The following is a 25920-nucleotide window of genomic DNA, read 5'->3' on the forward strand; positions in this document are numbered from 1 at the left end:
AATCCCGGCTGAAGCTGCTATAGTAACCACTAACAAGTGGGCGGGTAGCTCAGCGGGAGAGCATCGGCCTTACAAGCCGGGGGTCGCAGGTTCAAAACCTGTTCCGCCTACCATAATGATGTATAGTACGGGGTCGTAGTTAAGCCTGGTTATAACGCCGGCCTGTCACGCCGGAGGCCGCGAGTTCAATTCTCGTCGACCCCGCCATAAATTAAAAAAGAAGGGCCGGAAAAATCCGGTCCTTTTTTTTGCACTGAATCCGTGTAGGTCATGAAGGCTAAGATACCACTCATATCAGCGATCATCACCACCTATAACAGAAGGTCCTACTTCAAAGGGGCACTCGCCTCGGTCCTCGCCCAGGACTACCCGGAAATGGAGGTCATAGTGATCGACGACGGCTCGACCGACGGCTCCGAAGAGGAAGTCCGGCATTTCCCCGTAAAGTATATCTATAAAGAAAACGGCGGCATAAGCAGCGCAAGGAATAAAGGGATCGCAGTCTCAAAAGGCGACTATCTCGCCTTTCTGGATGTGGATGACCTCTGGCTCAAAGGCAAGCTCTCCACCCAGATGGCGCTCATGAAAGACGGAGATTATAAGATCTCCTACACCGACGAGATATGGATCAGAAACGGCAAGAGGATCAACCAGAAAAAACGACACCGAAAACAGTCAGGCTGGATATTCCCCCAATGCCTGCCCCTGTGCATCATAAGCCCCTCCTCGGCGCTTATCAGCAGGGAGGTATTTGACACAGTAGGTAATTTCGATGAAACCCTGCCTGCCTGCGAAGACTACGACATGTGGCTGAGGATCACGTGCCGGTACCCTGTTCTCTTCATAGAAAAACCACTGATAAGAAAAACAGGCGGACACGAAGATCAACTCTCCAGGAAATATGAAGCGATGGATCGGTTTCGGGTTCAGGGTTTGGTGAAGGTGATTAAATCGGGGGTGCTGACGGAGGATTTACGGGAAAAGGCACTGGAAGAGCTGAAGATGAAGTGCGGTATTCTTGCACTGGGGGCGAGGAAACGGGGGAAAGAGGAGGAGGCGCGGGAGTATCTGGAAATGGCGGAGGGGGTTGGAGGAGAAGGGAAAAGAGGGGAAAAGATAGGTTGAGGTTGAGGTTGAGGAAAGGCGGGAATCACTCGTAGTAATTCAAAATAAATATAGTCCAAGACAAAATGCGCAGGGTATGGGTAATTGGGAGCGGGCGGGCAGCCTGCGGGGTCAATTCCTTACGCTCCGGCTTGCTCCGGTGCTGACCCAAGACGCTCTCAACTTCCTTTCGCTCAGCGCGCAGGTAGTTGGGAGCACAAGGTGAATTGATCGTCCGCGAACCGGCTGGTCTTGCGGGGCCCGATCCAACTATCCGGCGCTCATGCCGGCTACGCCGTCACCGGAAGTCTACGCTGCAGGGTCCCCAGCCCCTCCACAAAGTCGCTTCAGGAACCGACCCCGCAGACCGCCCGCAGTAGGTAGAGTATTTTTGGCCTATTCACTACAATTATGGAAGAAGTAGTCTTTTCGGAAGACACGGGAGTTTGTCACGGTGGTCAAGTACGTCCCCTCGGGGATTCCATAGCGCATCCGAAAAGTTTTTGAGTTGAATTTTCATCGGTTATGGAACAGAATAATTTTTATGCGCGAGGCTGTAGTATAGCGTTGCAGGAGGGTATAGAACGTCCGTATTCACAGCCATCGCCTTGCCGACTGCATGAAAGGTTACAAGTGGTATTTGTCGAGCAATTGCTGCATGCAGTATAACATCGGTATATTGACGATATACTGCAAATTCTACGGAATAACCTTCTCTCTGAAATAGATGGTATCTATGCGAATTTATGAATATTATCAGTCTATACTCGTTCAACAATAATCATTGACATAGCTAACAGCAAATACTACTATTTCGGAAATTACTGCTTGCAGTATATTAATGTTAAGTTGCAGGGATGTAACCGCGATGGCAGCAAAACAATACTACTCAATTCGCACAGATAAGAATAAGAACGCTAAAGGCTTCGATCTCGAGGAACTTCGAGATTTGTTCCTTCGACTTTATAACCAGTTAGACAAGGACGGATATTTCGCTGAAGCCTTTGGCTTCTACTGTGTTGATGCCGATTTCATTCCTGGCAAAGTTGTGGACCCACAGTATGAAATACTGGTGAAGCTAAGGAAAAAAGACATATGGCCCATTGAAAGCTACTGCAAGGAATATACGGAAGATGATCTCTTTGACGTGATAGAGTTCCTATACGATCATATTTCCAAACCAATAGATGGAACATACCACAATTGGAACCAATGTGGGATGCATTGGGAAACGTTTGATCGTGATGAAGGCCAAAAATACTTCAGCGAAAAGATAAATGAGCTGTTAAGTCTTTATAGAAATCCGTTCTCTTTCTCTGGAGAGGGTGAGGTACTGCATAAGGCAGAAAAAGGCCTCGAAAAGATCTTTGAAGCAGACATTCCAACTAACGACAAAAACGTCCAATCAAGAATGGACAGTGCAATCCTCAGATTCCGTAGGCATGGGTCTTCACTTGATGACAGGCGACAAGCCGTTAGGGATTTAGCGGACGTCTTTGAATATCTTCGGCCGAACTTAAAGACTTTATTATCTCAGAAAGATGAGGCCGATCTATTCAACATCGCCAATAATTTCGGCATTAGACACCACAATGAGCAACAGAAAACGGACTATGATACGGCAATTTGGCTGAGTTGGATGTTCTATTTTTACCTCTCAACGATTCATGTGGTTTTACGGAAACTTGAACTGGAGTGACTTAACCAGCCTCTTGGCCGCTGGTTATGCAAGAAACATGAACAACAAATTTACTAAATCCAACTTCGAGAAGGTCAGTCAAGAGGCATTGGATTTTCAACTTGCCACCCTCTACCCTGTTAAAGTGGATAAAGACCACCGGCGAAATACGCTTTTGTTTCTAAACCATGATAGGAATTTCTCAACTTTCCTCACCGTCATGTATCTGGTCGAGCATGGAAGGGTAGCAGACATATATGCTTTATCTCGTGCCATGTTTGAAAGTATTGTGTCGATGGGATTGCTTGTGACCTCTGCGATCCCGGACGATCTGAAAAGGTATGAAACCTATCAGTTCGTAGAGGCATACAAGTGTTATTCTCACCTCGAAAAGCTGGGGTTAGGGAATTTGAGCGGAATTCCCCCATCGGAAATAGCCTCTTTAAAACAAAACCGGGACCGATACCTCAAAACGTACGGGAAGAACGTCACCTCATGGACAGGTAAGTCCCTCGAACAAAACGTCGGACTTCTGGATTCCAGGTACCCGCCCACCTGCAATGAACCACATTTCTATGAATACCTATATTGCCAAGCCTATCGCCAGGGTTCGCCTTCGGCCCATTCAAGCTTTGCTGGCTTGGCAAAGGGTGTTCGTGCGCGGCGCGTGGATATTCCTGGCTCTTTTGTCGCGAATCAGTTTGAAACGAATGAGCCACACCTGATCTTTTCGTCATTTCATTCATTGCTCGTCTTCCTCAGTTCCGTCAGATTTATGGGTCAGGCTCTGGGGAAGCCGGAGGTTGAGGAACACTTTCATAAGTTGTCAAGGTATGTGATTGCTGAATAGAAGACACTCATTGCATAACTACCGGGTGCAGCTAACTCGGCCACAAAGTGGCTTCGTAGCTGACCCAGGCGTTAAGCCTCAAGGAGATATTCCATGACGGATTCAATCCAAACGATCATCCGGCGAGCAGTCAATCCTGCGGACGTATGCGATGACGGTCGCTACACCGATCCACGGACCTATGGTGTCTATCAACTGCCGTATGCATCCGCATCAGCTTCTCGCTTTCATCAGGGGAATCATCCAGTCCGCCGGCAAGAGCTTGAAAGAGAATTCGGCGCGTGCACGCTCAACTTCCTATTTCGCTCCAAGGAAGACGCCAAGGCAGTCGCGTCCGCGCTTAATGGCCGCAAGGCCTAACGGGGCGGGGTCAGCCCTTGTAATTTGAATATTGGGCGATCGGGGACGAGAGGTAGAGTAGAGAACTGGCGCCCTTGCCTGGAGCCGCTTCTGCGCTTTTCGATGCACGCATCTACTGCGGGCTATAGCGGTCATAGGGGAACTCCTGCGGGACGTTCGTGAAATTGTGACATTTGATATTCCCCCGGCGCATTAAGCGTCGCATATAGAATCTATTCTGTTCCACTGCGGATAATATTCAAGAAGAACTTTTTCGAAAGACGGTTAAAATGCCACATGAAAGCGTGTCCGTCACTCGTGGACGCCATAGGCACAATTTCAGGAAGCTGTACGTAGCACCTTCTGTAAAATCTGCCCTTCCCTCGATCTCACTCCACGGGGTCGGGAGGGCTTTATCCTCGTAGCGCCTTGCGAGTACCGTCGGGACCCGCTCGGTGAGGAGAAACGCTCCGAAGGACAGCCACTCATGTCTGAGGAGGTACGACGAGTTGGGTGGCTGAGTGCCCGACGAATCGTCTTTTAGCGGGTGACGGGCGCAGCCGAAGCGGAGAGGATAGAGCCCTCCCGGCGCCGTGCCTCCCCGTCAGGAAGCCCTAACTTCTTTGCCTTCCTGGCCGCACGCCCCCCAGACTTAAGGGACATCCTACTTATCACTAACAAAGTATTTTATTTGCATAGTTATTTAGTTGTGGACGTCCCCATCGCCGTCCCCATATTGACATTCACCATTACGCGCATGGCATGAGCGCGCCCAGGGGTGGGGCAAGCGTCTAAAGAGACATTTTTTCAACTGATTTAAAGGACCTCGGGAGGCCCTTTTGTTAGTCTTCACGAGACGCGACGGGTCGGATGTTTCTTTGAATCTCATGGACGGCTTTCTCGGGGAGATAAATCCCCAATGATTTCGCGAAAACGAACCGACACCCCCCTCCCCCCCCATGGTGACTCACAAGAGGCACAAAGGTGTCCGCTCCACGGGCTGCGGTGAAGGCTGCTCTTTGACAATTGAATATCGGGATCGAGGGGGACGTCGTTGCGGGGCGCCGATAGGGACATCCTTCAGCATTTCAATTGGGAGCGGTGGGACGTCCATAACTGAGGGCAAGACAGAGGGGTGGGCTGCGGCCATCAGATGTCTTGGCCATAACTTATCGAAGCAATTGACACCGGCACCGGACATTTTCCTGAATCAATCATTGACGCCTCGACTTACTTTTGGTTATTCTCGATTTCTCAGTCAGCAGGAGTCCAGAGCAACTCTGACGACAGAAAAGAAGTGAGGTACGGTCAATAGAATAAAAACGAGGCAGTGCCGCGGCGACGAATTAATGTGATACCTTTGGAGCCGCCTGCAGTGGAGGGCGGAATTGGCCGGAAGGTCCATATGGGGTGCCAGGCGAGCAAGGAGGACCGCAGGCGTATTGAATATACGTCGAAGGGCACCGGCGGAGCATGGCGCCGCAGATGGGCCTTTTGTGTCAATTCCACCCTCCCGGCTAGAGCGAGGGTCTGGGACGTTGTTGCTCCGTTGCATAACTGAAACATGATGATTCGCCATCACGAGCCTCGCGAAGATACCACAGTAGCGACTTTTACAGGAGAGCGCTGAGTTCCTCCCTTTAGTTGTCTTCTAAAACGTGGCTATGCCCTCAACGCATAGTTGAATAATAAGAGGAGGGGTATGGGTCGATATTGCCTACCGGCCGGGCGAAGGTATAGCAGAAGGGCTCCTCGATCATTGTTTTCGCTACCTTGCCCATGCTTCCGGTGGGGAGGGCGAAGGGTAGTGCGATGGCGCTTGCTATGAGGCCTCCTGCGACGGCGAGGACGCCTGCGGGACGGAGGATCATAATATCGAAGAAGACGGCGGTGCCGCCATTTCTTTGATTGGGCGCCTGAGGGGCCTGCATTTCGGCTCTCTCCATGGGCATCTCACCGGTTTGACCTGGCGGCAGCGGCTCTATTATCACTACAGGGATATTTTCGATCGACGGCGCGCTGTTGCCGTTGGCGGCTGTGGCTGTTCCTGAGCTCAGGCTCATTATGAGAAATGCGGCCAGTGCTGCATATCCTATATATTTTTTCATGGTTATCCTCCTTTGTGAGGGTCGTCTCTCATTTTAATCTTCCGGGAGGAGAAGAACAAGTGCATTTGTCACACTTTTTCGCTTCTCCTGCTTTTAGATTATCGGCTTCGGACCTGAGAAATTAATAAGAGAAAGGGCTTCTGATTTCACTTGAGCCTTCTCCTCTCCTGGTGTAATATGGTGGATTGGCAACAACCCGCGCTCTTTATAGATTTGTGCGAAAGGCACGCCCAGCAATCAGATGACCTTACGACATTCCATACCGAAACAGGAGATCGGCCTCAGGTTCGCGGTTCGGGCGCTCAAGAACCGGAATTATCGGCTTTTTTTCGGCGGCCAGGGGATTTCTCTTATCGGCACGTGGATGCAGAATATCGCCATGAGCTGGCTCATCTACCGCTTGACCGGATCACCCTTCTACCTCGGGCTCGTGGGATTCACCGGGCAGGTCCCCACCTTTCTTTTCGCTTCATTCGCGGGGGTTCTTGCCGATCGGTTCAACCGACGGCGCCTCCTTATCCTTACCCAGACACTCTCCATGGTCCCTGCCTTACTCCTCGCCGGCCTCGCCTTTTCGGGGCGGGTGGAGCCATGGCATATCGTGGCCCTCAGCATATTCCTGGGGTGCGTCAATGCCTTCGATATCCCGATCAGGCAATCCTTTTTCGTCGAGATCGTGGAAAGTAAGCGGGACCTGGGAAATGCGATTGCGATGAACTCCTTTATCTTCAACAGCGCCCGCCTCGTCGGCCCTTCCATCGCAGGGATCCTCATAGGGCTTATAGGAGAAAGTATCTGCTTCCTCATAAACGGCCTCAGCTTCTTCGCGGTGATTTTTGCCCTTGTCCGGATGAGAGTGCCCCGGAAGAAGAAGAGGTTCGATCATCCGCCGGTCCTCCAGGGTATGAGAGAAGGCTTCACTTATGCCTTCGGTTTTCTCCCCATAAAATACATCATCCTCTTCGTGGCCCTTATAAGTTTCGTGGGCATTCCCTATTTCGTGCTTCTCCCCATATTCGCGAAAGACGTCCTTCACGGAGGGCCTTCCACCCTCGGCTTCCTCATGGGCGCGGCGGGCGCGGGCGCTTTGACCGGGGCCCTTTACCTCGCCCTGCGAAAGACGGTCCTCGGCCTCGGCAAGCTGATCGTCATCACCGCCCCCCTCTTCGGCATAAGCCTCATCGCCTTCTCCCTCTCCCGTAACGTCACCCTCTCGATGGCACTCATGTTTATGGCAGGCTTATCGATGCTCGTAGAGATCACCTCCTGCAACACCATAGTGCAGACAATCGTGGATGAAGACAAACGAGGCAGGGTAGTAAGCCTCTTCGCCACCGCCTATATCGGAGTCACCCCTTTCGGAAATCTGCTCGCAGGCATCATGGCCGATAAAATAGGCGCCCCCTACACCCTAATGATAATGGGCCTCCTCTGCATAGCCGGAGCAATACTCTTCACCATCCACCTCCCCTCAATAAGAAAAGCGATACGTCCGATCTATGTGAAGATGGGAATAGTGAAGGAGCTGACGGTGGATATCCAATAAAGCAGTCTCTAGTCTCTAGTCTCTAGTCTCTAGTCTCTAGTCTCTAGTCTCTAGTCTCTAGTCTCTAGTCTCTAGTCTCTAGTCTCTAGTCTCTAGTCTCTAGTCTCTGGTCTCTGGTGTAGCATCTCGTATATTGAGCAGAATGACCGCACAAACACAGCTCATCTTGACACACGACCTGTTTATGGACTATATTAAGTCATATTCAAACGGAGGCATTCCCATGAAATTATCCAACCATATAAAGCCCATCAGCTACTTGAAGGCCCATGCCGCTGAAATTGTAAGAAATATGGCCGGCCAGACAGAGCCGTTAGTCATCACCCAGAATGGTGAAGCCAAGGTGGTTATACAGGGAATAGAGAGCTACGAGGAAAATCAGCAGACAATGGCTCTTCTGAAGATACTGGCGCTCGGTATGCGGCAGGTCGATGAAGGCAAGGTCATACCGGCTGAGGATGCAATTAAGCGCCTCCGTAAACGGCGCGAGACCGTGTGAAGTCGTTTACGGTTCTGCTGACAGATGATGCAGTGCATGATCTCGTGGAGCTTTATGACTACATTGCGGTACATGATGCACCTGGAAAAGCGGACCATGTCCTGAATCAGATAGAGAAGGCATTCTCCAAGCTATCAGAATTCCCTGAGAGAGGCTCCTATCCTCCCGAGTTGTTGGCCATAGGGGTTCGTGAATATCGCGAGATCTTCTTCAAGCCTTATCGCATCATTTACCGCGTCACAGATAAGAACGTTTACGTTCTGCTGATTGCGGACGGCCGCCGCGATATGACATCTCTCTTGCAGCAGCGATTACTCGCCTCTGGTTTGCCCGGGTTAGAAAGTTCAGAACCGTAACTCTTGGATTTACGTCCTGTATTAAGGAGCCTTACAGGTTAAGTCGTTGCCTTTGGCTGTAAGAGGGTATCAAAATATGGAACATAACAACAAGAAATGGCTGCCGGGTATCTTGAACACCGGCAGCCATTTCATCTAATATCTTCGTTCCTATTTTTTCACTAGCGACTAGCGACTAGCGACTAGCGACCGCTTTATTCATTTCACAACCACCTGTACTTGCCCGGTATTGCCTGTTCTCCTATCGATGGCTAACAGGGTTATCTGTTGCTTTGGCTGGAGTCCTGCGATCAGCTCGAGGAAGGTTTCCAGGCCTGTGAAGGGCTGGCCGTTCACTTCGGCGATCATGTCTCCGACTTCGAAACCGGCCTTTCCTAATGGGCCGTTAGGGTCTATCCATGTTAAGGAGATGCCCTGGGCGCCCGTGAGGCCGTAGCGGTCCGCTTCTTTAGGGCTCATGAGCCTTACTTCGGCTCCCAATCGCTGTTTGGCGGCAGAGGCCAGGGATTTGAGCTCTTCTCGCAGGTTGCCTATTCTTACGGCGATCACCTGTTTTTTACCGGCCCTGAGCACCGTGATCTTTGCGGTCGAGCCTACGATCATATTCGCGATAGAATTCCTGAATGAATTTGAATCCGGAACAGCCCTGCCCTCAAAGGCCGTAATGATGTCGCCCTTTTTGAGGCCGCTCTTTTCCGCCGGTCCGCCCTTGGTCACCGAGTCGATCATCACGCCTTTGGGGCTCTCCAGGCCCGCTGCTTTCGCCTTCTCTCCGCTCAGGTCCTGGATGGCGATGCCGAGCCATCCCCTCTCCACCTTTCCATACGTGATGAGGAGTTTTGCAACGTGGGAGGCGATATTACTCGGTATGGCGAAGCCGATGCCTTCATAGCCTCCGGATTCGGAGAGGATCACCGCGTTTACGCCTATCACTTCTCCCTGGAGGTTAAGCAAAGGGCCTCCGCTGTTTCCCGGGTTGATCGCCGCATCGGTCTGAAGGAAATCCTGATAGCTGCTCGGGTCGGTAATGCCCGTGCGATGGGTGGCGCTGATAATGCCCTGCGTGACGGTCTGATCGAGGCCGCGGGGATGCCCTATGGCCACCACCCATTCGCCTACTTCCATCTTATCGGAATCACCGAAGGCAAGAAAAGGGAGCTGCTCTCCCGGAGAGATGCGTATCACCGCCAGATCGGTCTTCGGATCGGTCCCCACGAGTTTCGCCGTATATTTCCTGCCGTTCGTCAGGAGAACCTCCAGTTTGCTGGCGCCGCCGACTACATGATAGTTGGTCAGGATGTGGCCCTGAGCGTCGATGATCATCCCCGTGCCGAGACCCCGTATTTCACGCTTGAATTTTTTCGGCGACTTCGGGGTTCCGAAAAAGTATCTGAAGAACGGATCGCTCTCGAAGGGGGTGAACTGCCCCGGCATATCGCGCGTGCCCGTCACCTCGATGTGCACTACACCCGGAATGGCTTTTTTTGCCACCTGCACGATGGCGGTACTCAAATCGAAAGTTTTTGCCGCCTTGCCTTCCGCCGGACTTCCGAGTACTACTATGCCGGCCGCACACAAGAGGATGAAGAGACTGAGAGACAACCTGCGCGCATCCACACGAATCCCGATTCTGCCCATGAATTCCTCCTCAACAAGATTTCCATCATATAATATAATACGGCAGATGCTTTAAATGCATCGGTTTTTGCGCAGACTGGTCCGGCGCATTTAAGGAAATGGATAGGACCGTTTCAATCGAATTCTATCTTGTAGAAAAGACCGACCCCGCTTTGCGTCCCTGTCTGGCTCTGTAATTCCCAGCGTTTGGAAAGGGTAAGCCTCATGGTCACGAGGTTCTCATTGGACAGCACGGACCTTCCCAGACTGACGTAGAGGCGGGGGGTAAGATATTTTCCGACCGTCACGAGGGACTGGGTGGTCGTGCTCGTCTGAAGGGACCCGGTTTGGGTTTGCCCTGTCTGCATCTGTCCCGTTTGTCCGAGGGTCGGAATGGTTTGGGTGGTCGTGGTCGACTGGACAGGCCTGGTTTCAATGCCCAGGGTATCTATCCCGAGGTAGCTCTGGAGCCGGTCTTTTAAAGAGGTGGACTGGCTTTTCGGGAGAAGGGCCTCCGCGGCCTGGATCAGGAGAGCAGTCTCGGAGGTCCCCTGGAGAGGAGTGCCGAGGACCATATAGGAGAGGACGTCGGTATCCGCCATTCTGGGCCTCGAATAGAGATTGATTACGGGGGACTGGAGAGGGCCCGTCACGAGGACGCCTGCTTTGATCTCCGTGGGCCTCATCTCTCCCGCCCTCGTCTCGGACACTTTCCTGAGCGCCAATATATCGAGGGTGCCCGCCTCTACGGGGCCTCCGTCGAAAACGATCCTGCCCCGCTCGATATCGAGTTTTACCCCATAGGTGCGGTAATTGCCTTTCCTGATGTCGATCTCCCCTTTTGCCCGGATATCGTCGATCGACGTCCCCATAAGAAACACTTTACCCCCGAGGGCCGCGTTCACGCCCTCGGCAGCGATCGTGACCTTGTCGCCCATAATGATCTCGACCCCGCCGTCTACGGCAAAAGAGAAGGGCTTTCGGGCGGGGACGGGCCTGTCGATCACGCGCACATCGTGACTCGCCTTGACGACCTGGGTCTGCTGACTGTAGAGCGACGCCTCGGGAACCGTTACCGTCCCTCTCACAATAAGCTGCTCGGAAGTGCCGCTCATGCGCAGGTCGGGGTTTATCTGTACCCTGAGCTCGGGAAGGTAGACCGCCTGGAAATTCTTACCCGTGATGGTGCCCTCAAATTCCTCTACTTTGAATGATTTGAGGCGGACGTTCCCCTTCCCCTCCATTTTACCGGCTCCCGAATGGATCTCGAGGGACGTGAGGGTAACGCGGTCTTCCGTAACCTCGGCGCGGGCGCTCACGTCCTTGAGCTCGACCCCTGCCGCCGGTAAGTAGGCGCCGGCCCCGGAGAGGATGAGATTCCCCTTAAGCCCCGGGCGCTGCCACGTGCCTGCAGCAGTCGCCTTGATGTCGAGGCGGCCGTGACTCTCCCTCACGAAACCGGGGAAAAACGCGGTAATCAACCCCTTTTCCCTGATGGAGCCCGAGACGAGGAGGCTCACGGGACCATCCTTCTCCGCGGTTACCGGCAACCGGGCGGAAAGGGGAAGTTGAAAGGCGCCCTCCAGGCGACCGTAATCGGCGAGAGCCAGGGTCATTTCGCCGCGAAGGGAATTTCCACGCCAGGTCGCGTCCGCTTTGGCCGTCCGTATGGCGGCGGTCATCACTCCCTGACCGCTCTTCCATGCAACGCTCCCGTTTTCGAGGCGAGTCTCCGCCCGCACATCGATCGATCTTTCCGGCAGTAGCCGTCCTTTCACCGTTCCGTTAAGGGAGCCCTTCAGGTTGACCGGAGCGGGCACGAAGGCCCTGGCCATCTGAAGGTCGAGAGATTCCCATGACAGCGAAAAACCCGCTGACCTGGGAAGATCGAGCCGGACGCCCTCACCCGAGGATGCCTCTCCCCAGATACGGCCCGTGGGTGAGAGCTTCACATCAATGGAGGAGGCGAGGCCATTAAGGTCCCAACGGAGGGAAGTATCGACCCGGGGGACCCCGATAAGGAGGCCGTCGGAGGAAAAGGCACCGGACCCATTAAGCCGGGCGGCTATGGATTGTACGTTCCCGCCGCGCCAGCGGGCCTCGAGGTTGCCTGAAACCTGTCCCGATACGGCGTCTCCTCCCTGTAAAAAGGGGCCGGCCCTGCCAAGGTCGATCCGGTCCCACCGGGCGTCTACGAATCCTTCTTTCTTCTTCATATCAACATAAGCATTGAGCCTCAGCTTTTCATCCTTAACGCCCGCCAAAACTATAGGCTCGATAGAGATCGATTCACGGGAGAGGGAAAGGCGGGCAGGACCAACCAGATTGAATCCGCCGTGACGCGTATCACGGGCGGCAAGGCTTTTCATCTCGCCCGTCCACTGCTCCTTCCTATATCCTCCCACAAAGGCTGCATCGAGGTCGCCTCCCTGCCATTGGGCACGGAGCTTGAGAAAATGGGCCGACTGCTTTCCCTCCAGAAGAGCGGAAAGACTCCTCAGGTTTAGAGTCTTGTAGGCTATACCCGTAAGCCCCGCAGCTGCCTTCATCGACCCATCGGTTCCCATGGAGATGTCCATTTTTACGGAAGAGAGCCGGAGATCGCGGGCCGAGATATTCCGGCCCTTGGCATTGACCGATCCCGCCCCTTTCCCGTCCTTCCATCGGCCCCAGCCCTCTGCATTCACGGACCCCCCTGTTTCGGGCACGAAAAGGCCGAGGTCCCGGAGGGCGAGCTTGAACTCCAGGCGCTCCCGGAGGTTTCCTTGAGCCGAGACATCGAAACCGTCCCCATAGAGCCTGAGATGGGCGATGGAGAGGTTGTTCTCCTGCAGGCTCGCGTCTATAATACCCTGGACCGGCTTTTCCCTCACCATGCTTTTCAGGAGTATGGCCTTCACCGTAATCGCGGGAGCGCGCCCCTCGGTCACCCGGGCTTCTCCCGAGATGTCTGCATTTATTGCACCGCGCCAACCTTTCGCCACAAGGGCGGGATTTATGTCTCTCGTCTTGAGTGTGGCGGAGACAATGGTCGTCCCTTCATCTTTGACCTCAATACGGCCCGTCACCCTCCCTTCGAGAAATGCGCCCCTCGTGAGGTCAATCGTAACTTCTTTACCGGCGCCCTCGAAGGCGCCGCCGAGGGCGCCCTTCCAGGGTCCGTCTGTTTTATTCGAGAGGTCGAATTTCCCCTGGTATGCCGAGAGATTGCCCTGAATGTCGAGCTTTCCCGAGAGGGCGCGCAGGGGCTTCACCTCCCGCGACAGGTCAAGGTCCGCAAAAACTACACCCGCCCGGCCTTCATAAGGCGCATCGAGGCGTACCGAGCCCTCTGCCCCGACCATCCCCTTTCTTCCCTCCTCCCGGATTTGGAGCCGTGAAAGGTCGACCCTCGCGGGGAGGGCACGAAAATGGCCCTTGATATCGAATATCCTGGCCGGCGAGAGAGTAACCCGGGCTTCCATGGGTCCGGCCATACCGTTACTATTATCCCGGAGGAGCTGCGCCTTAAGGGCGACTCCGGTAAGGAGGCTGTCGCTCTTTACCGGCAAGAAGGAAAGGGAGGCGGTAAGGCGGGGCCGCTCGAAATTCCCTTCCACCTTGCCCGCGATCTCTCCCTCCGGCACCTTGCCTTTTAGCCCTGATATTTCAAGAATGCCGAAGCGCCAGGTAAGGGACGCGGCGACGCGGTCGATCCGGTAAGGCTCCTCCTCTCTCACCTGATATGAGATACGGTCGATCCGGAAATCACCGATCCATCCCTGAAGCCATGAAAGGCCCGAGGGGGGCTGGGGCCATTCGAGCCTCAGGGGCTCTTCCTTACTCCTGTCCTTAATCGCGATGTCCGATGCGGAGAGCTCGTTGATCACGATTCGCCTTGACGCGATCAGCCAGGGATGCCAGCGGAGCACCATCTTTCCTACCGCCATATCTCCCGTATCCCATTCTATCCGGGTATTCCCCATGTCGATGCGGTCCCAGAGGCGGCCTTCGATCCGCGCGATTTCTATTTTCACGCCTGCCGCCCTTCCCGCCGTAATGATCAGCCATCGGGCCCCGGCAGTAGTCCCCAGGAGCCATGAAAGGGCGGCGCCTCCGATGCCGGCAAGGAGCAGGAGGATAAGGAGGATACGAACTCTCATAAAGCGAAACCGATACTGAAATGAATCCTGTAGCCGGGACTCATGACGCCGAGCTGGCGGGCCACGTCCACCTCTATGGGGCCCACGGGGCTATAGTAACGGACCCCGAGGCCGGCGCCCTGGGCCAGATCCATTTGTGAGAAATCATTGAAGGCGTTTCCCGTGTCGTAAAAGGCGAGGATGCCCCAGTCCCGTCCCACCGCCCTCTCGAGCTGAAGGCTCGCGACGAAGAGGTTCTTCCCGCCCACCACATCTCCTAATTCGTCCTTGGGCCCTAAAGACTGATAGGTGTAGCCCCTCACACTCCGATCGCCTCCCGCGAAGAAGCGAAGGGGAATGGGGAGATCGCTCGTGGGATCGTTCTGGAGGGTAGCCGCCACCCTGGACCTGAGGAAGATGGAGAACCCGCCGGGCAGGGGCACGAGGACGTTTCCTTCGAGTATGGACTGAACAAAGGCGGTTTCCGAGCCGAATGCCGGATGGGTCGCCCGTAGCTCCGCCAGATAATAATAGCCTTTCGTCGGCCGCCTGAGGTCGTCGAATTGCCTGGCAGAGAAGCGAACGCCCGGATAGATGGAAAAGCTATTGGTGCTCTGGGTGCCGGCAAAGGAGTCTTCCTTCAGTGCTGTGACGAATACGCCGGCAAGCCTGCCCTTGCCGAGGCTCCACATCCTTTCCACCTCGAAGGAGGCGAACCGCGTGGTGTAGGTGAGCACGTCCTCGCGCAGGAACCTGAGGTTAAAGGAGGTGAGGCTCTTGGTATCCGTCGCGCCCGGAATAATATAGTTTGAGGAGATAGCCTGGAGCCGCTCGCTCAGATTCAGCTCCGAATTGAATTCATGGCCCCTCTCGAGAACGTTTACGTCCCGGTACTGAAGGGTGAACCGGGGACCGAGGTCCGTGGTATATCCCCCGCCTATCCTGAGGCGTCTCCTCGGGGCCTGGGTGAGTCGTATCGTGACCGGCACCTGAAGCTCCTCCGCGGCAGTCCTGTCGGCTTCAATAAAGACATCCTTGAACCGGTCGGCGTTCTGGAGGTTGAGCTGGGTCTCCCCGATCTTTCGATTGGAAAAGATGTCGCCTTTATGGAAGGTGAGGAACCTCCTGAGGAAGGGCTCAGGATAGGTAGGCGCCCCCGTAAAAGCGACGGTCCCGAACTTGTATTGCGGGCCGGTCCGGAGGACGAGGTGGATCTCCGCCTCTTCCCTGGCAAGGGAGACCGTGACGGAATGGACGGGAAAATCGGCGCCGAGATAGCCGAGGTCAAGCGCGGCGGTGCGGAGGTCCCCTTTTGCCTTCTCGTATACGTCCTGCCTCAGTACATTCCCGATTTTGAGGGGGAATGAGGCCGCGAGAGCGGTGAGACTTCTTTCAGCGGCACCCGGTCCTTCGACCCGGACTTCCAGGGAGCTCACGGAAATATGGCTGCCCGGCGACACGGTTACAATGATGCGGTGCTTTCCTTCTTCCGAAACCTCCGATGCCTCTATATGGGATTTATAATATCCGAAAGGCTCGAGGGCCGACTGGGCTTTCGCAGGCACCTGGGTGATAAAATAGTCGAGCCATATCGTGTTTACTATCCCCTCTTTAGATACGAGTCCCGGCGGCATGGCGAGAGCCGCCTCCACATTCCGGAGAACATCGCCGGAGATGCCTTGTACCTCTACGGTCACCGAATCCGCGGCAGACTCGCGAAAAGAGAGGTGGAGACCGCAGAGCACAAGACCGAGGATGAAGAGAAACCTTATCTTGCGGCGCTTTACGGAGGTTACGGATATACCCCCTTTCCCGGAAGACGAGGGGCCGCAGGAGCGTGGCGCGACAATGGGGTCAGCATAGGCGTTCACATGAGATTTTAATGCCGCGACAGCGGCCCGTCAACAGGAAGTTTAAAGGGTTTGATCATAAAGAAAGGCCCTTCACGTGGATCAACCGATCCATGTGAAGGGCCTTTGAATGCCGGTCTTTCTAATGCGCGGAAGCCTTCGGGCCCTCCCGGCCTTTACTCCAGGCCGGCTTCCTTCAGGTTGGCCACTACCACAATTATGGGGTCGTGGGGATGGAGATATTTTTTCGCCACCCTCTGAATATCTTCTCGGGTAACGGCGTTAATGAGAGAAGGATATTTTTGGGGATAATCGAGGCCGAGGCCGTAAAATTCGGCGACCATAAGGAACTGCGCCAGCTCCCCCTGTGTGTCGAGGAGCATGGGGAAACTCCCGATGAAGTAGCTCTTCGCCTCCCTGAGCTCTTCTTCCGATACGAGCTCCTTCTGCATTTTGGTGATCTCCTGGATCGCAAGGTCGATTGCGTCACGGGCCGAGGCGTTCTTGGTCTGCAGGGATATCTGGAATGAGCCGGGAAGTTTACCTGAATCGAAGCCGCAGGACACGGAATAGGCGAGCCCCCTCTTGGTGCGGATATTCTCCATCAGTCGCGAGGAAAAGCCGCCGCCGCCCAGGATATAGTTCATCACCATGGCCGCATAATAGTCGGGGTTGTCCCGGCTTATCCCTTCATAGCCGATGATCACGTGGGCCTGGGAAATCGATCTGGCTACCTTGAGCATGCGCGGTCCTTTACCGTAGTGGTCTCTCGCAGGGACCCGGGGCGCCTTTCCCGGCCGCCATTTTTCGACCCGGGGGATAAGTCCGGCTTTCACCTCCGCGACGGTCACGTCGCCCGCTACTGCAAGAATGGCATTGTTGGGACCGTAATAGGCATGGTGAAACGCGAGAAGCTGGGGACGGGTAATTTTCGCGACGGTCATGCAGCTCCCTTCCACGGGACGGCTGTAAGGCGTTTTCAGAAAGACCGCCCGCGTGAATTCGTGTGCTGCGACGAGTCCGGGCCTGTCGCTTGCCGATTCCAGGGCAGACAGGGTTTTTTCCTTTTCATGCGTCACTTCGTCATCCGGAAACAGAGGATCGGTGAGGCTCTCGAATAAGAGACCCAACCCATGATCGAAGTCCTTTTTGAGGCATCTGAGATTGAAGGATGCAAAGTCCTTGTTTGTTGCCGAGGTAAGGGACGACCCTGTGAAATCGAGCTCTTCGCTGATTCGTGTTGCCGACCGCGACGATGTTCCCATGAGAAGGACTTTCGCCGTGAGACGGGCCACCCCCTCCTCGCCGGCCGGGTCATTTCTCGACCCCGCGTCGATGAGAAGGCGTGCGCTGACAAAAGGGAGGGAATGGTCTTCGGCCACGAGGACCACAAGCCCGTTCGGAAGCACGAATCGTTGAAATGATGAGGACCGTCCCGGGGCCGCGCCTGCATAGGGAACCAAAGAAAGAGAAAAGAGGATCAAAAAATAGAAAAAGGTATGCCTTAATCCTGAAAACATTAATCCTCCTTATCTGACCGTCTGCGCGCTCCGGGGAAGGGGTGGTCTTTCCGCCTGCTCGCTTTTCGAAATAACTGGGGCCAGGACGCCGACCGTCCTGTTCTCCGGGACAAAATAGAGCCTCGCGACCCTCAGGATATCCTGAGCGGTGACTTTTTGAATAGAAGGGATGTATTCGTCTATCTTCCGCCAGTCCCGGGCGATCTCGTTTTGTCCCAGCATCATGGCCTGGGAGAAACATGAATCCTGCCCGTAGACGAGTCCCGCCTCGGCCTGGTTCTTTGCCTTGGTAAGCTCTTCGGACGATACAAGCTCCTTCTTAAGCCTCCCGATCTCTTCATCGAGTGCCTCCTCCACCTTAGCCAGGTCTTTTTTGGCCAAAGGCGTGACAGAAAAAAGAAAGACATTCGGGTCGTGGGAGAGGAGATAATTAGCCGCGGAAGCATATAAGGCGAGCCCCTTTTCCCTTACCAGCTTTTCATAAAGCCTGGAGCTTTTGCCGCCCGCGAGTATTTTTGATATGACTTCAAGCACATAACCATCCGGGCTTCCGAGGTTCGGCACGTGATAGGCGACGGCGAGATAGGGAAGTCTCGCCTCTTTTCTCACCGTCACCCGCCTCTCTCCTTCCTGGATTTCTTTTGTGGAATTCCGCGGGTCAGGAACATCCCTTCTCGGGATGGAGCCGAAGGTCTTCTCTATCCGCGCAAGAAGCAGGTCGCTCCTGAAATCTCCGGTCACCACAAGAAATGCATTTGACGGGCTGTAGTATTGCCGGTAATAAGCCTTGAGATCGTCGAGAGTGATTGCCTCGATATCCTCCATCCATCCCACGGTTGGCCAGTGATAAGGCTGGACCTGAAATGCCGTGGCCATAACCTGTTCTTCAACCAACGCATGAGGATTGTCCATGGTCCTGAGCCTGCGTTCCTCCATTACTACCAGCCTCTCGGTGCGGAAATCATCCTCCTTAAAGACAAGCTCCCTCATCCGGTCGGCTTCGAGCTCCAGGGCGATATTGATACGGTCCGAATTGAGGGTGGAGAAATAGGTGGTATAATCATAGGATGTCATTGCATTGTTATTGCCCCCGTTTGCCTGAATAATCCGTGAAAATTCGCCGGGGCCCACCTTTTTCGTGCTTTTGAACATCATGTGCTCGAGCATGTGAGAGATACCCGTCTTTCCCCAGCTCTCATTCCGCGAGCCGACGCGGTACCATACTTGCAAAGTGACAATCGGTATTTTATGGTTTTCAAGGAGGATTACCTTCAATCCGTTGGGAAGCACCTTCTCGACCACCTGCTCCTGTATCCCTCCATGAGAAGAAGGAATCAGGAACAGAGAAAGGAGGAGCATCACCGCATAAATCCACGCCATAAAGACGACCCCTAAAAAATTGCAGAAATAGAGCACATAACAGGAATACGGGGAGCGAAACCGGGCAGGAAAAGGCGGACGCGCGCGAAGGGTACAGACGGGCTCCGAAATGATGCCACACAACTATATGTGCTGTGGTACTGGCGCGATGAGTTAAGGCGGGAACCTCTCCTTATAGCTCATTGCTTATGGATTATAACATAAAAAATGGAAAAAAAGGTATACCCTAGAAGATAAGTCAGGAAAGTAAATCAGGAATTTATTCTTTAAGGCAAAAAGCCTTAGTCTCTCCGCCCCTTCGATTCGAGCACGGCCTGGGCCACCTTATAGCATTCCTTGATATGGGAATTCACGATGAGCCGCATCGCCGTGTAACTGATGCCGGCGGATACGATCTGTCCTATGAGGGGTATGTATTTTACAACACCCTTCGTAGTAATCCGCACCCCGAGCTTCTTGAGGATCTGAAAAATCATCTCCCTCGTCACATACCTGCCGATCATCTTCGCTCCCAATCTCTTCGACAGGTCATAGACCAGAATTTTAGTCTGCGGATTATACTCGTCAATCTGCTCTTTCGAAAGACCGAATTTCTCGCTGATCTTTGGTATGATCTGCTTGAGAAGCACGATATCGGTAGCCACATCGGTAAAAGGAATCGGCACCACCGACCCGAGAGCCGACAAAAGCGAGCGCCTCCGCGCCATATGGAAGCATTCCTTACGCACCTTATCCAGTTCGGAAATGGTAGCCGGCAGCATAGTGGTATAATAAGACCGGGAGGACGAAATAACAAGACGGTCACGACGCGCAGAAAGAGCGGGCTCCCCTCTTTTTTGAAAAACCTTTTTGATTTTGTTATATAATAGCGGCACCCGTTGATCGGGCAAGGAGCAGCATGCGGCGATACAGAGTCAAATTTCTCCCTGTGGACAGGATTATCGAGATTAACGAGGGCGAGACTATCCTTGACGCCGCAATGCGGGCCGGGGTCCATGTCAATGCGTCCTGCGGGGGGAACGGCTCGTGCGGGAAGTGCAGGGTTATCGTACCTGGCGATATCGGGCAACCTGGGCCTCAACGGACCATCTCTTCCGATGATTACGAGAGAGGAGTGCGCCTCGCGTGCACCACTGCGGTCCGCGCCGATGTGGAGGTAGAGGTCCCTCTGGAGTCCCAGGTGGACCCGGCGGCTTTGAAGAGACGGCGGGAAGCGCCTCGCATCCTCTCGCCGGTCGAGACGGAAAAGCTGGTGAAGAGAAGAAAAGCCGATCCTCCCGTGATAAAACGATATGTCACGCTTTCCAAACCCACCGCAGCCGATAATGCATCGGATTTTACAAGGCTCGCGCGAGAACTTGGAGAGGGAGACGACAGCGGGAAATTTTCGATAGACCTGAAGGTCCTGAGGCATCTCGGCAAGGTACTGAGGGAGGCTGATTGGAAGGTCACCGCCACAGTGGCGGGGATGGGCCGGAACCGGGCTATCGTCAATGTGGAGCCCGAAGACAGGACAAAGACGAGCTGCTCAATCACCCTCGATATAGGGACTACCACCGTCTGTGGCCATCTTCTGGGTCCCGGAAAGGATAACACGCACTACAGGGTGATCGCCGAGTCTTCGGATTACAACGGCCAGATCAGTTTCGGTGAGGACGTGATTTCGCGAATCCTCTTTTCCCGTAAAACAGGAGGACTTCATAAACTTCAGGGGGCGGTCGTCTCCACCATAAATAAGGTGATCGCCGAGCTTCTCCAAGCCTCCGGTGTAAAGAAAGAAGATATATCCCATGTGGCCGTCGCCGGCAACACCACTATGAGCCACCTCCTTCTCGGGATCGATCCGACCCACATCATGTTCGCCCCTTATACACCGGTAACTACCTTTTATCCCCCGATCCGGCTCGCCGATCTCGGGATTGGGCTCGGTGATCACACATATGCCTATCTGTTCCCTTCCCCGGCATCTTACGTGGGCGGAGACATTGTCGCCGGCGTACTGGGTTCCGGCATGTGCGAACGGGAAGAGACAACGCTTTTTATGGACATAGGGACCAACGGAGAGATCGTCCTCGGCAATAAGGATTGGCTCACCTGCGCCTCCTGTTCGGCAGGCCCTGCCTTCGAAGGCGGGGGCATCGAATTCGGCATGAGGGCGGGGACAGGGGCCATAGAGCAGGTGCGGATAAACCCCCTGACATTCGAGCCCATGCTCCTGACCATCGGAAAGGCGAAGCCCCTGGGGATCTGCGGCTCGGGCCTCATCGATCTGGTGGCGGGACTTCTGGAGACGGGCCTTATCGACCGGCGGGGAAAGTTTACCATGATAGAAGGCTCGAAAAGGGTGCGTCTGGGGCGGAGCGGGTTCGAATACCTTATATGCCATGCCGCGGATACGGGGATCGGCAGGGATATGGTCATTACGGAAGTGGACCTCGACAATCTGATACGGACCAAGGGGGCAGTCTACGCGGGCTGCAAAGTCTTGCTGTCGGGAGTGGGCCTGGGCTTTCACGAAATTGACCGGGTAATTGTCGCGGGCGGCTTCGGCCATTATATCGATCTCGAGAAGGCAATTGCCATAGGGCTTCTGCCCGAGCTGCCGCCGGAAAAGTTCATCTTCATTGGAAACGGTGCCCTTCTGGGGGCGGGACTAATAAACTTTTCGAAAGGATTCCTCAGGGAAGCCGGGAGAATCGCCCGGATGATGACTAATATAGAGCTTTCCACAAATCCCGCTTTTATGGACGAATTCGTGGCGGCCATGTTCCTGCCCCATACGGATGGGAAAGCTTTTCCCGGCGTCACGGAAAGACTGGGCCTCCTCCAGGGGGGCGGAGAAACGAACGATATGTACAGGGAGTGAAGGGATGCCGAAGATTATGGCCTTTGCAGGCAAAGGCGGAGTGGGAAAGACGACTATCGGGGGCATGCTCGTCCGATATCTCGTGGAAGAAATGAAGGACGGACCGGTCTTCGCGGTGGACGCGGACCCGAATTCGAACCTCAATGAAGTGCTCGGCCTTCCCGTGGAAAGCACCATAGGAGAGGCCAGGGAGCTCATGAAGACGGACGTGCCCACGGGCATGACCAAGGACGTCTGGTTCGAATACCAGGTGAATAAGGCGATCGTGGAGGGCAAAGGGTTCGACCTCCTCGTCATGGGGCGGCCCGAGGGGCCCGGCTGCTATTGCGCGGCCAACAGCCTGGCCAAGCAATCTATCGACGTGCTGAAGGATAATTATACCTTTGTGGTCGTGGACAACGAGGCGGGCATGGAGCACATGAGCAGGCTCGTGACCCAGGATGTGGACCACCTCTACGTCATATCCGACGGTCAGCCCCGGGGCCTGCTCACCGCGAAGAGGATCATGGACCTTGTCGGCGAGCTGAAGCTCCATATCACCCATACCCACCTCATCATCAACAGGCTGAAAGAGGAGGACCGGGAGCTCATCGCGGAGCTTGTCCTCGAAAAGGAGCTCGAGATCTCGGGGACGATAGGAGACGACAGGGAGCTGATAAAGGCAGACGCTGCAGGCAAGACCGTATTCGACCTGGGGCCGGATTCACGCGCCCTGGCCGACGCATATAAGATTTTCAAAAGGACATTGCAGAAGTAGAGAAAGGGGAATCTGTGCGCCTGGTCGGTAGAGGGGGGGAACCATTGTCCCCCCTTGTTCGCAGGGTCTGCTTACTTCGGGACCTGGTCGAGAGGAATCTTCAGCGCATCGGCTACGCCTTTCCCGTAAGCAGGGTCGGCTTTCAGGCAATTGCCGATGTGGCGGACCTTTACCTCCATCGGGGCGTCCGCGATGGCCCTGGCCGTATTGCTGAAGAGAAGGGCCTGCTTTTCTCGTGTCATGAGTCCGAAAAGGAGTCCCGGTTGACTGTAGTAATCCTCATCCATCCTGTGGTTCCAGTGATCCGCAGCGCCCTCCAGACTGAGGGGCGGCTCGGCGAACTCAGGCTGCTCGTTCCATTCGCCATAGCTGTTGGGCTGGTATCCCAGGGTGCTGCCGTAGTTGTTGTCCACCCGCATTGCGCCGTCCCTGTGGTAGCTGTGGACAGGGCAGCGGGCCTTATTCACGGGGATCAGGTGATGGTTGACGCCGAGACGGTAACGCTGGGCGTCGCCATAGGAAAAGAGCCTCCCCTGGAGCATCTTGTCCGGTGAGAAGCCGATGCCGGGCACGATATTGGCGGGGTTGAAGGCGGCCTGCTCCACCTCGGCAAAATAATTCTCCGGGTTCCGGTTCAATTCGAGGATACCCACTTCCATGAGGGGATAGTCTTTATGGAACCAGACTTTGGTGAGATCGAAGGGGTTATAAGGGCACGTGGCCGCCTCTTTCTCCGGCATCACCTGGATATACATGGTCCATTGGGGGAAATCACCCCTGTCGATGCTTTCCAGGAGGTCTCGCTGGTGGCTTTCCCTGTCTTTGCCGACAAGCGCCTCCGCCTCCTGATCGCTCAGGTTTTGAATCCCTTGCCGGGACTTGAGGTGAAATTTAACCCAGTGACGCTCATTCCTGCCGTTGATGAGGCTGAAGGTGTGGCTGCCGAATCCGTGCATGTGCCTGTATGACAGGGGCAGGCCACGGTCGCTCATCACGATGGTCACCTGGTGAAGCGCTTCGGGGAGAGAGGTCCAGAAATCCCAGTTGTTGCGCGCGCTTCTCATGTTGGTCCTGGGGTCTCTCTTCACCGCGTGGTTGAGGTCCGGGAACTTGAGAGGGTCCCGCAGGAAAAATACAGGCGTATTATTGCCCACCAGGTCCCAGTTCCCCTCCTCGGTGTAAAACTTTGTGGCGAACCCCCTGATGTCGCGCTCCGCGTCCGCTGCCCCGCGCTCGCCGGCCACCGTGGAAAAGCGCGTGAAAGTCTCCGTCTTCTTGCCTACCTCGGAGAAAATTTTCGCTTTCGTATAACGGGTAATATCGTGGGTCACGGTAAAGGCCCCGAACGCCCCGGAGCCCTTCGCGTGCATCCGCCGCTCCGGTATTACTTCCCGGTCGAAATTCGCAAGCTTTTCCATGAACCACACGTCCTGGAGCAGCATTGGCCCGCGCGGTCCCGCGGTCATGGCATTCTGGTTGTCGACCACAGGCGCTCCCGAGTTAGTGGTCAGGCGTTTCTTTTCGTCCTTCATGTCTCCTCCTTGTTTAATTATCTATTTTTCTGTGGGAAAGGGATAAACCGGAACCGTTCCTATGGCAAAAGCAAAAAATTTTCAGTCCTCTTTCCTGCATTTCCTGCAAAAACCGTAATACTCGTACCTCATCTTTCTGCTTCTGAACCCTGTTGCCGCTTCGATCAAGGCAGGCACATCCGCAACATCCCTGTCAAAATTCTCTATGGCCCCGCATTTTTCGCAGATGAGGTCGATGTGGTCCTCCATGCGCGCCTCATACCTGCTATCCATATTGTCGAACTCGAGCTCCTTGATCAGTCCCTCCTTCTTGAGCATATTCAACGTGTAATAGACAGTCGAAGTGCTGACCTTCGGCATCGTCTCCCTCACCTTCCTCAGCAAAGCCCGGGCGCTCGGATGATTATTGTCGCGAGAAAGAAGCCGGATAATCTCCAGCCTCTGGGGCGTGAGCTTCATACCTTTTCTTTTAAGCCCATCGGTTATCTCTTGTCCTCTATCGCCGGTCTTACCCATACACACCTGTACATCGGAATGGTTCCTGACATTAATCATCTAAAAAGAGAGTGTCAAGGCATATAGAGGCGCGACAAGAGTGTTTCTTGGGATTGGGGAGTTGCCGATTAAAAAGTGACGGCCCCTCCCGGCGGGGACTCGGGAGGGGCCGTCTTTTGGAGGTATGTAATGAGGAAGAGCGTCCTGAACTGCCTTATTATTGTGTCGGGTTGACGGGGACCCAGGCCCTGTGGGCGGGGACCCACTTTCCGCCTATCCATTGCCCCTGAACCATCACCCATTGTCCCGGGGGTTGCTCCTGAGGACCGGCGGACGCCGCACTCTGTTCTGTATGGGCCAGCCTTGCCTGGTTCTCGTTCTGGTCCACCGCATTTCCTACCACGGCGCCTGCAAGCGCCCCGGCGCCCGCTCCTATGAGCGTCCCTGCGGTGTTGCTCCCTATGAGCTGGCCGGCGATCGCGCCGATTCCCGCGCCGATGGCCGCGCCTTTTTGGGTATTATATCCGGTTGATGTGCATGAAAAAGTGAGAAAACACGCCGCAATAATTACTATGGTGAGGAGTTCTTTCTGGTCTCTCATTTTCCCGGTCTCCCTGAGGTGCTGGCGCTTCATGGTTATCTGGAAAGCAATATCCATGCCGCGTTCCTCCGAAGGGGAAAAAGGCCGTAAACCGGATAGGGGCCGGGAAATTCAATAGTCTCGAAGCCCGGCAATCTCTGTCTGTCCGGGTAATTAATGTCGCGTGCTATTAAACCTCCGGGCAATACGGACCTGCCGGCCTCGAAGTCTGTCGAGTATTATCGCACCCTTACGACCCGCTCTGCCCTCAGACAATTAATGTCGGTTTAAGACCCGCGGGAACGACAATATTGTCGCTCCTCATCTTTCTTTTCGCCGGCCCGGTCCGTTATTGCACGATGCCGGGAGGCGAAGCCTGGCCGCCTCCGAAGCCCTCGGCTTCATCCGCCTTGTCGATAAGCCATTGTCCTATGGCGCGGGCCACTTCCGGCCTGACAAGGATACCCGTCATGAGGATCCTCTCCACTACCGGCTCTTTCGGCTCCTCTATCGTCTCGATTCTGGCCCCCGTGGCCTCGTCCACATCGAGCAAGGTAAGCTCCGGCGCCGCCGGCTTTTCAAGGACCACGTCAAAATAGACCATGCCGTGTGCAGTAACCCCGCCCCATACTCCGGAAGCGGGTAAAATCCGATGGCCTTCATCTTTTTTCGATCTCACTCTAATCTGTGCCATTTTCTCTCCTTCTCCTTATTGAACGAAA

At 54.7% G+C, this 25920-nt stretch carries 20 protein-coding genes and 2 tRNA genes; 11 read left to right on the plus strand and 11 right to left on the minus strand.

All coding sequences use genetic code 11. The features are described from left to right. The first annotated feature begins 38 nt into the window (after positions 1–38). The 6 genes from VGJ94_10580 to VGJ94_10605 all read left to right on the plus strand — a co-directional run bounded on the left by VGJ94_10580 (position 39) and on the right by VGJ94_10605 (position 3992). Positions 39–113, plus strand: a tRNA-Val gene (locus VGJ94_10580). A gap of 16 nt (positions 114–129) precedes the next feature. Further along, positions 130–207, plus strand: a tRNA-Asp gene (locus VGJ94_10585). A 63-nt stretch (positions 208–270) separates the two neighbouring features. Next, positions 271–1125, plus strand: a complete 855-nt coding sequence (locus VGJ94_10590; GenBank protein ID HEY3277057.1) for a glycosyltransferase — start codon at positions 271–273, stop codon at positions 1123–1125. Between the two features lie 847 nt (positions 1126–1972). Further along, a complete protein-coding gene (locus VGJ94_10595) occupies positions 1973–2803 on the plus strand; it encodes a hypothetical protein (GenBank protein HEY3277058.1) in 831 nt (276 codons plus the stop codon). Continuing rightward, the gene (locus VGJ94_10600; protein ID HEY3277059.1) at positions 2790–3632 is read left to right on the plus strand and encodes a DUF5677 domain-containing protein; all 843 of its coding nucleotides are present in this window, start codon (positions 2790–2792) and stop codon (positions 3630–3632) included. Before VGJ94_10595 ends, VGJ94_10600 begins: the two co-directional genes overlap by 14 nt. A gap of 93 nt (positions 3633–3725) precedes the next feature. Beyond that, positions 3726–3992: a hypothetical protein gene (locus VGJ94_10605; GenBank protein ID HEY3277060.1), complete on the plus strand. Its 267-nt coding sequence runs from the start codon at positions 3726–3728 to the stop codon at positions 3990–3992. A gap of 1649 nt (positions 3993–5641) precedes the next feature. Here the strand turns inward: VGJ94_10605 and VGJ94_10610 are convergent. Next, a complete protein-coding gene (locus VGJ94_10610) occupies positions 5642–6079 on the minus strand; it encodes a hypothetical protein (GenBank protein ID HEY3277061.1) in 438 nt (145 codons plus the stop codon). 241 nt (positions 6080–6320) lie between these two features. On the opposite strand from VGJ94_10610, the gene VGJ94_10615 reads away from it, so the two are divergent. The 3 genes from VGJ94_10615 to VGJ94_10625 all read left to right on the plus strand — a co-directional run bounded on the left by VGJ94_10615 (position 6321) and on the right by VGJ94_10625 (position 8480). Next, complete coding sequence (locus VGJ94_10615; GenBank protein ID HEY3277062.1) at positions 6321–7625, plus strand: MFS transporter; 1305 nt, start codon at positions 6321–6323, stop codon at positions 7623–7625. A 223-nt stretch (positions 7626–7848) separates the two neighbouring features. Then, positions 7849–8124, plus strand: coding sequence for a type II toxin-antitoxin system prevent-host-death family antitoxin (locus VGJ94_10620; GenBank protein ID HEY3277063.1), 276 nt, complete (start codon positions 7849–7851; stop codon positions 8122–8124). Continuing rightward, complete coding sequence (locus tag VGJ94_10625; protein HEY3277064.1) at positions 8121–8480, plus strand: type II toxin-antitoxin system RelE/ParE family toxin; 360 nt, start codon at positions 8121–8123, stop codon at positions 8478–8480. Before VGJ94_10620 ends, VGJ94_10625 begins: the two co-directional genes overlap by 4 nt. A gap of 198 nt (positions 8481–8678) precedes the next feature. On the opposite strand, the gene VGJ94_10630 is transcribed toward VGJ94_10625, so the two are convergent. From VGJ94_10630 to VGJ94_10655, 6 genes are all read right to left on the minus strand, one after another. Further along, positions 8679–10118, minus strand: a complete 1440-nt coding sequence (locus tag VGJ94_10630) for a Do family serine endopeptidase (protein ID HEY3277065.1) — start codon at positions 10116–10118, stop codon at positions 8679–8681. A gap of 113 nt (positions 10119–10231) precedes the next feature. Next, positions 10232–14239, minus strand: coding sequence for a translocation/assembly module TamB domain-containing protein (locus tag VGJ94_10635; GenBank protein HEY3277066.1), 4008 nt, complete (start codon positions 14237–14239; stop codon positions 10232–10234). After that, positions 14236–16089, minus strand: a complete 1854-nt coding sequence (locus VGJ94_10640; GenBank protein HEY3277067.1) for an autotransporter assembly complex family protein — start codon at positions 16087–16089, stop codon at positions 14236–14238. Before VGJ94_10640 ends, VGJ94_10635 begins: the two co-directional genes overlap by 4 nt. 155 nt (positions 16090–16244) lie before the next feature. Further along, a complete protein-coding gene (locus VGJ94_10645) occupies positions 16245–17588 on the minus strand; it encodes a pitrilysin family protein (GenBank protein HEY3277068.1) in 1344 nt (447 codons plus the stop codon). Between the two features lie 9 nt (positions 17589–17597). Continuing rightward, positions 17598–18968, minus strand: coding sequence for a pitrilysin family protein (locus tag VGJ94_10650; GenBank protein ID HEY3277069.1), 1371 nt, complete (start codon positions 18966–18968; stop codon positions 17598–17600). A gap of 281 nt (positions 18969–19249) precedes the next feature. Beyond that, positions 19250–19675 carry a hypothetical protein gene (locus tag VGJ94_10655; GenBank protein HEY3277070.1) on the minus strand — a complete coding sequence of 142 codons (426 nt, stop codon included), beginning with the start codon at positions 19673–19675 and terminating at the stop codon, positions 19250–19252. Positions 19676–19866: 191 nt separating this feature from the next. Between VGJ94_10655 and VGJ94_10660 the strand changes: the two genes are divergently transcribed. Further along, positions 19867–21834, plus strand: a complete 1968-nt coding sequence (locus VGJ94_10660; GenBank protein HEY3277071.1) for an ASKHA domain-containing protein — start codon at positions 19867–19869, stop codon at positions 21832–21834. 4 nt (positions 21835–21838) lie between these two features. Then, the gene (locus VGJ94_10665) at positions 21839–22591 is read left to right on the plus strand and encodes an AAA family ATPase (protein ID HEY3277072.1); all 753 of its coding nucleotides are present in this window, start codon (positions 21839–21841) and stop codon (positions 22589–22591) included. 71 nt (positions 22592–22662) lie between these two features. Here the strand turns inward: VGJ94_10665 and VGJ94_10670 are convergent, their stop codons facing one another. From VGJ94_10670 to VGJ94_10685, 4 genes are all read right to left on the minus strand, one after another. Beyond that, entirely contained in the window at positions 22663–24123 is a 1461-nt protein-coding gene (locus tag VGJ94_10670) for a catalase (protein ID HEY3277073.1), read from the minus strand. A gap of 81 nt (positions 24124–24204) precedes the next feature. Then, positions 24205–24639: a Fur family transcriptional regulator gene (locus tag VGJ94_10675; protein HEY3277074.1), complete on the minus strand. Its 435-nt coding sequence runs from the start codon at positions 24637–24639 to the stop codon at positions 24205–24207. Between the two features lie 196 nt (positions 24640–24835). Continuing rightward, positions 24836–25276: a glycine zipper domain-containing protein gene (locus VGJ94_10680; protein HEY3277075.1), complete on the minus strand. Its 441-nt coding sequence runs from the start codon at positions 25274–25276 to the stop codon at positions 24836–24838. Between the two features lie 271 nt (positions 25277–25547). Beyond that, on the minus strand, positions 25548–25892 hold the full coding sequence (locus VGJ94_10685) for a hypothetical protein (protein HEY3277076.1): 345 nt from the start codon (positions 25890–25892) through the stop codon (positions 25548–25550). Between the last annotated feature and the right edge of the window lie 28 nt (positions 25893–25920).

Source organism: Syntrophorhabdaceae bacterium (genome assembly GCA_036504895.1).
Lineage (GTDB): Bacteria > Desulfobacterota > Syntrophorhabdia > Syntrophorhabdales > Syntrophorhabdaceae > PNOM01.

What these genes read in the sequence shown, in the direction of transcription:
- VGJ94_10610 (HEY3277061.1), bottom strand. Translation starts at nt 6,079, where the DNA reads ATGAAAAAATATATAGGATATGCAGCACTGGCCGCATTTCTCATAATG.
- VGJ94_10675 (HEY3277074.1), bottom strand. Translation starts at nt 24,639, where the DNA reads ATGGGTAAGACCGGCGATAGAGGACAAGAGATAACCGATGGGCTTAAA.
- VGJ94_10595 (HEY3277058.1), top strand. Translation starts at nt 1,973, where the DNA reads ATGGCAGCAAAACAATACTACTCAATTCGCACAGATAAGAATAAGAAC.
- VGJ94_10590 (HEY3277057.1), top strand. Translation starts at nt 271, where the DNA reads ATGAAGGCTAAGATACCACTCATATCAGCGATCATCACCACCTATAAC.
- VGJ94_10605 (HEY3277060.1), top strand. Translation starts at nt 3,726, where the DNA reads ATGACGGATTCAATCCAAACGATCATCCGGCGAGCAGTCAATCCTGCG.
- VGJ94_10660 (HEY3277071.1), top strand. Translation starts at nt 19,867, where the DNA reads ATGCGGCGATACAGAGTCAAATTTCTCCCTGTGGACAGGATTATCGAG.
- VGJ94_10645 (HEY3277068.1), bottom strand. Translation starts at nt 17,588, where the DNA reads ATGTTTTCAGGATTAAGGCATACCTTTTTCTATTTTTTGATCCTCTTT.
- VGJ94_10615 (HEY3277062.1), top strand. Translation starts at nt 6,321, where the DNA reads ATGACCTTACGACATTCCATACCGAAACAGGAGATCGGCCTCAGGTTC.
- VGJ94_10655 (HEY3277070.1), bottom strand. Translation starts at nt 19,675, where the DNA reads ATGGCGCGGAGGCGCTCGCTTTTGTCGGCTCTCGGGTCGGTGGTGCCG.
- VGJ94_10670 (HEY3277073.1), bottom strand. Translation starts at nt 24,123, where the DNA reads ATGAAGGACGAAAAGAAACGCCTGACCACTAACTCGGGAGCGCCTGTG.
- VGJ94_10635 (HEY3277066.1), bottom strand. Translation starts at nt 14,239, where the DNA reads ATGAGAGTTCGTATCCTCCTTATCCTCCTGCTCCTTGCCGGCATCGGA.
- VGJ94_10685 (HEY3277076.1), bottom strand. Translation starts at nt 25,892, where the DNA reads ATGGCACAGATTAGAGTGAGATCGAAAAAAGATGAAGGCCATCGGATT.
- VGJ94_10630 (HEY3277065.1), bottom strand. Translation starts at nt 10,118, where the DNA reads ATGGGCAGAATCGGGATTCGTGTGGATGCGCGCAGGTTGTCTCTCAGT.
- VGJ94_10680 (HEY3277075.1), bottom strand. Translation starts at nt 25,276, where the DNA reads ATGGATATTGCTTTCCAGATAACCATGAAGCGCCAGCACCTCAGGGAG.
- VGJ94_10620 (HEY3277063.1), top strand. Translation starts at nt 7,849, where the DNA reads ATGAAATTATCCAACCATATAAAGCCCATCAGCTACTTGAAGGCCCAT.
- VGJ94_10665 (HEY3277072.1), top strand. Translation starts at nt 21,839, where the DNA reads ATGCCGAAGATTATGGCCTTTGCAGGCAAAGGCGGAGTGGGAAAGACG.
- VGJ94_10650 (HEY3277069.1), bottom strand. Translation starts at nt 18,968, where the DNA reads ATGGCGTGGATTTATGCGGTGATGCTCCTCCTTTCTCTGTTCCTGATT.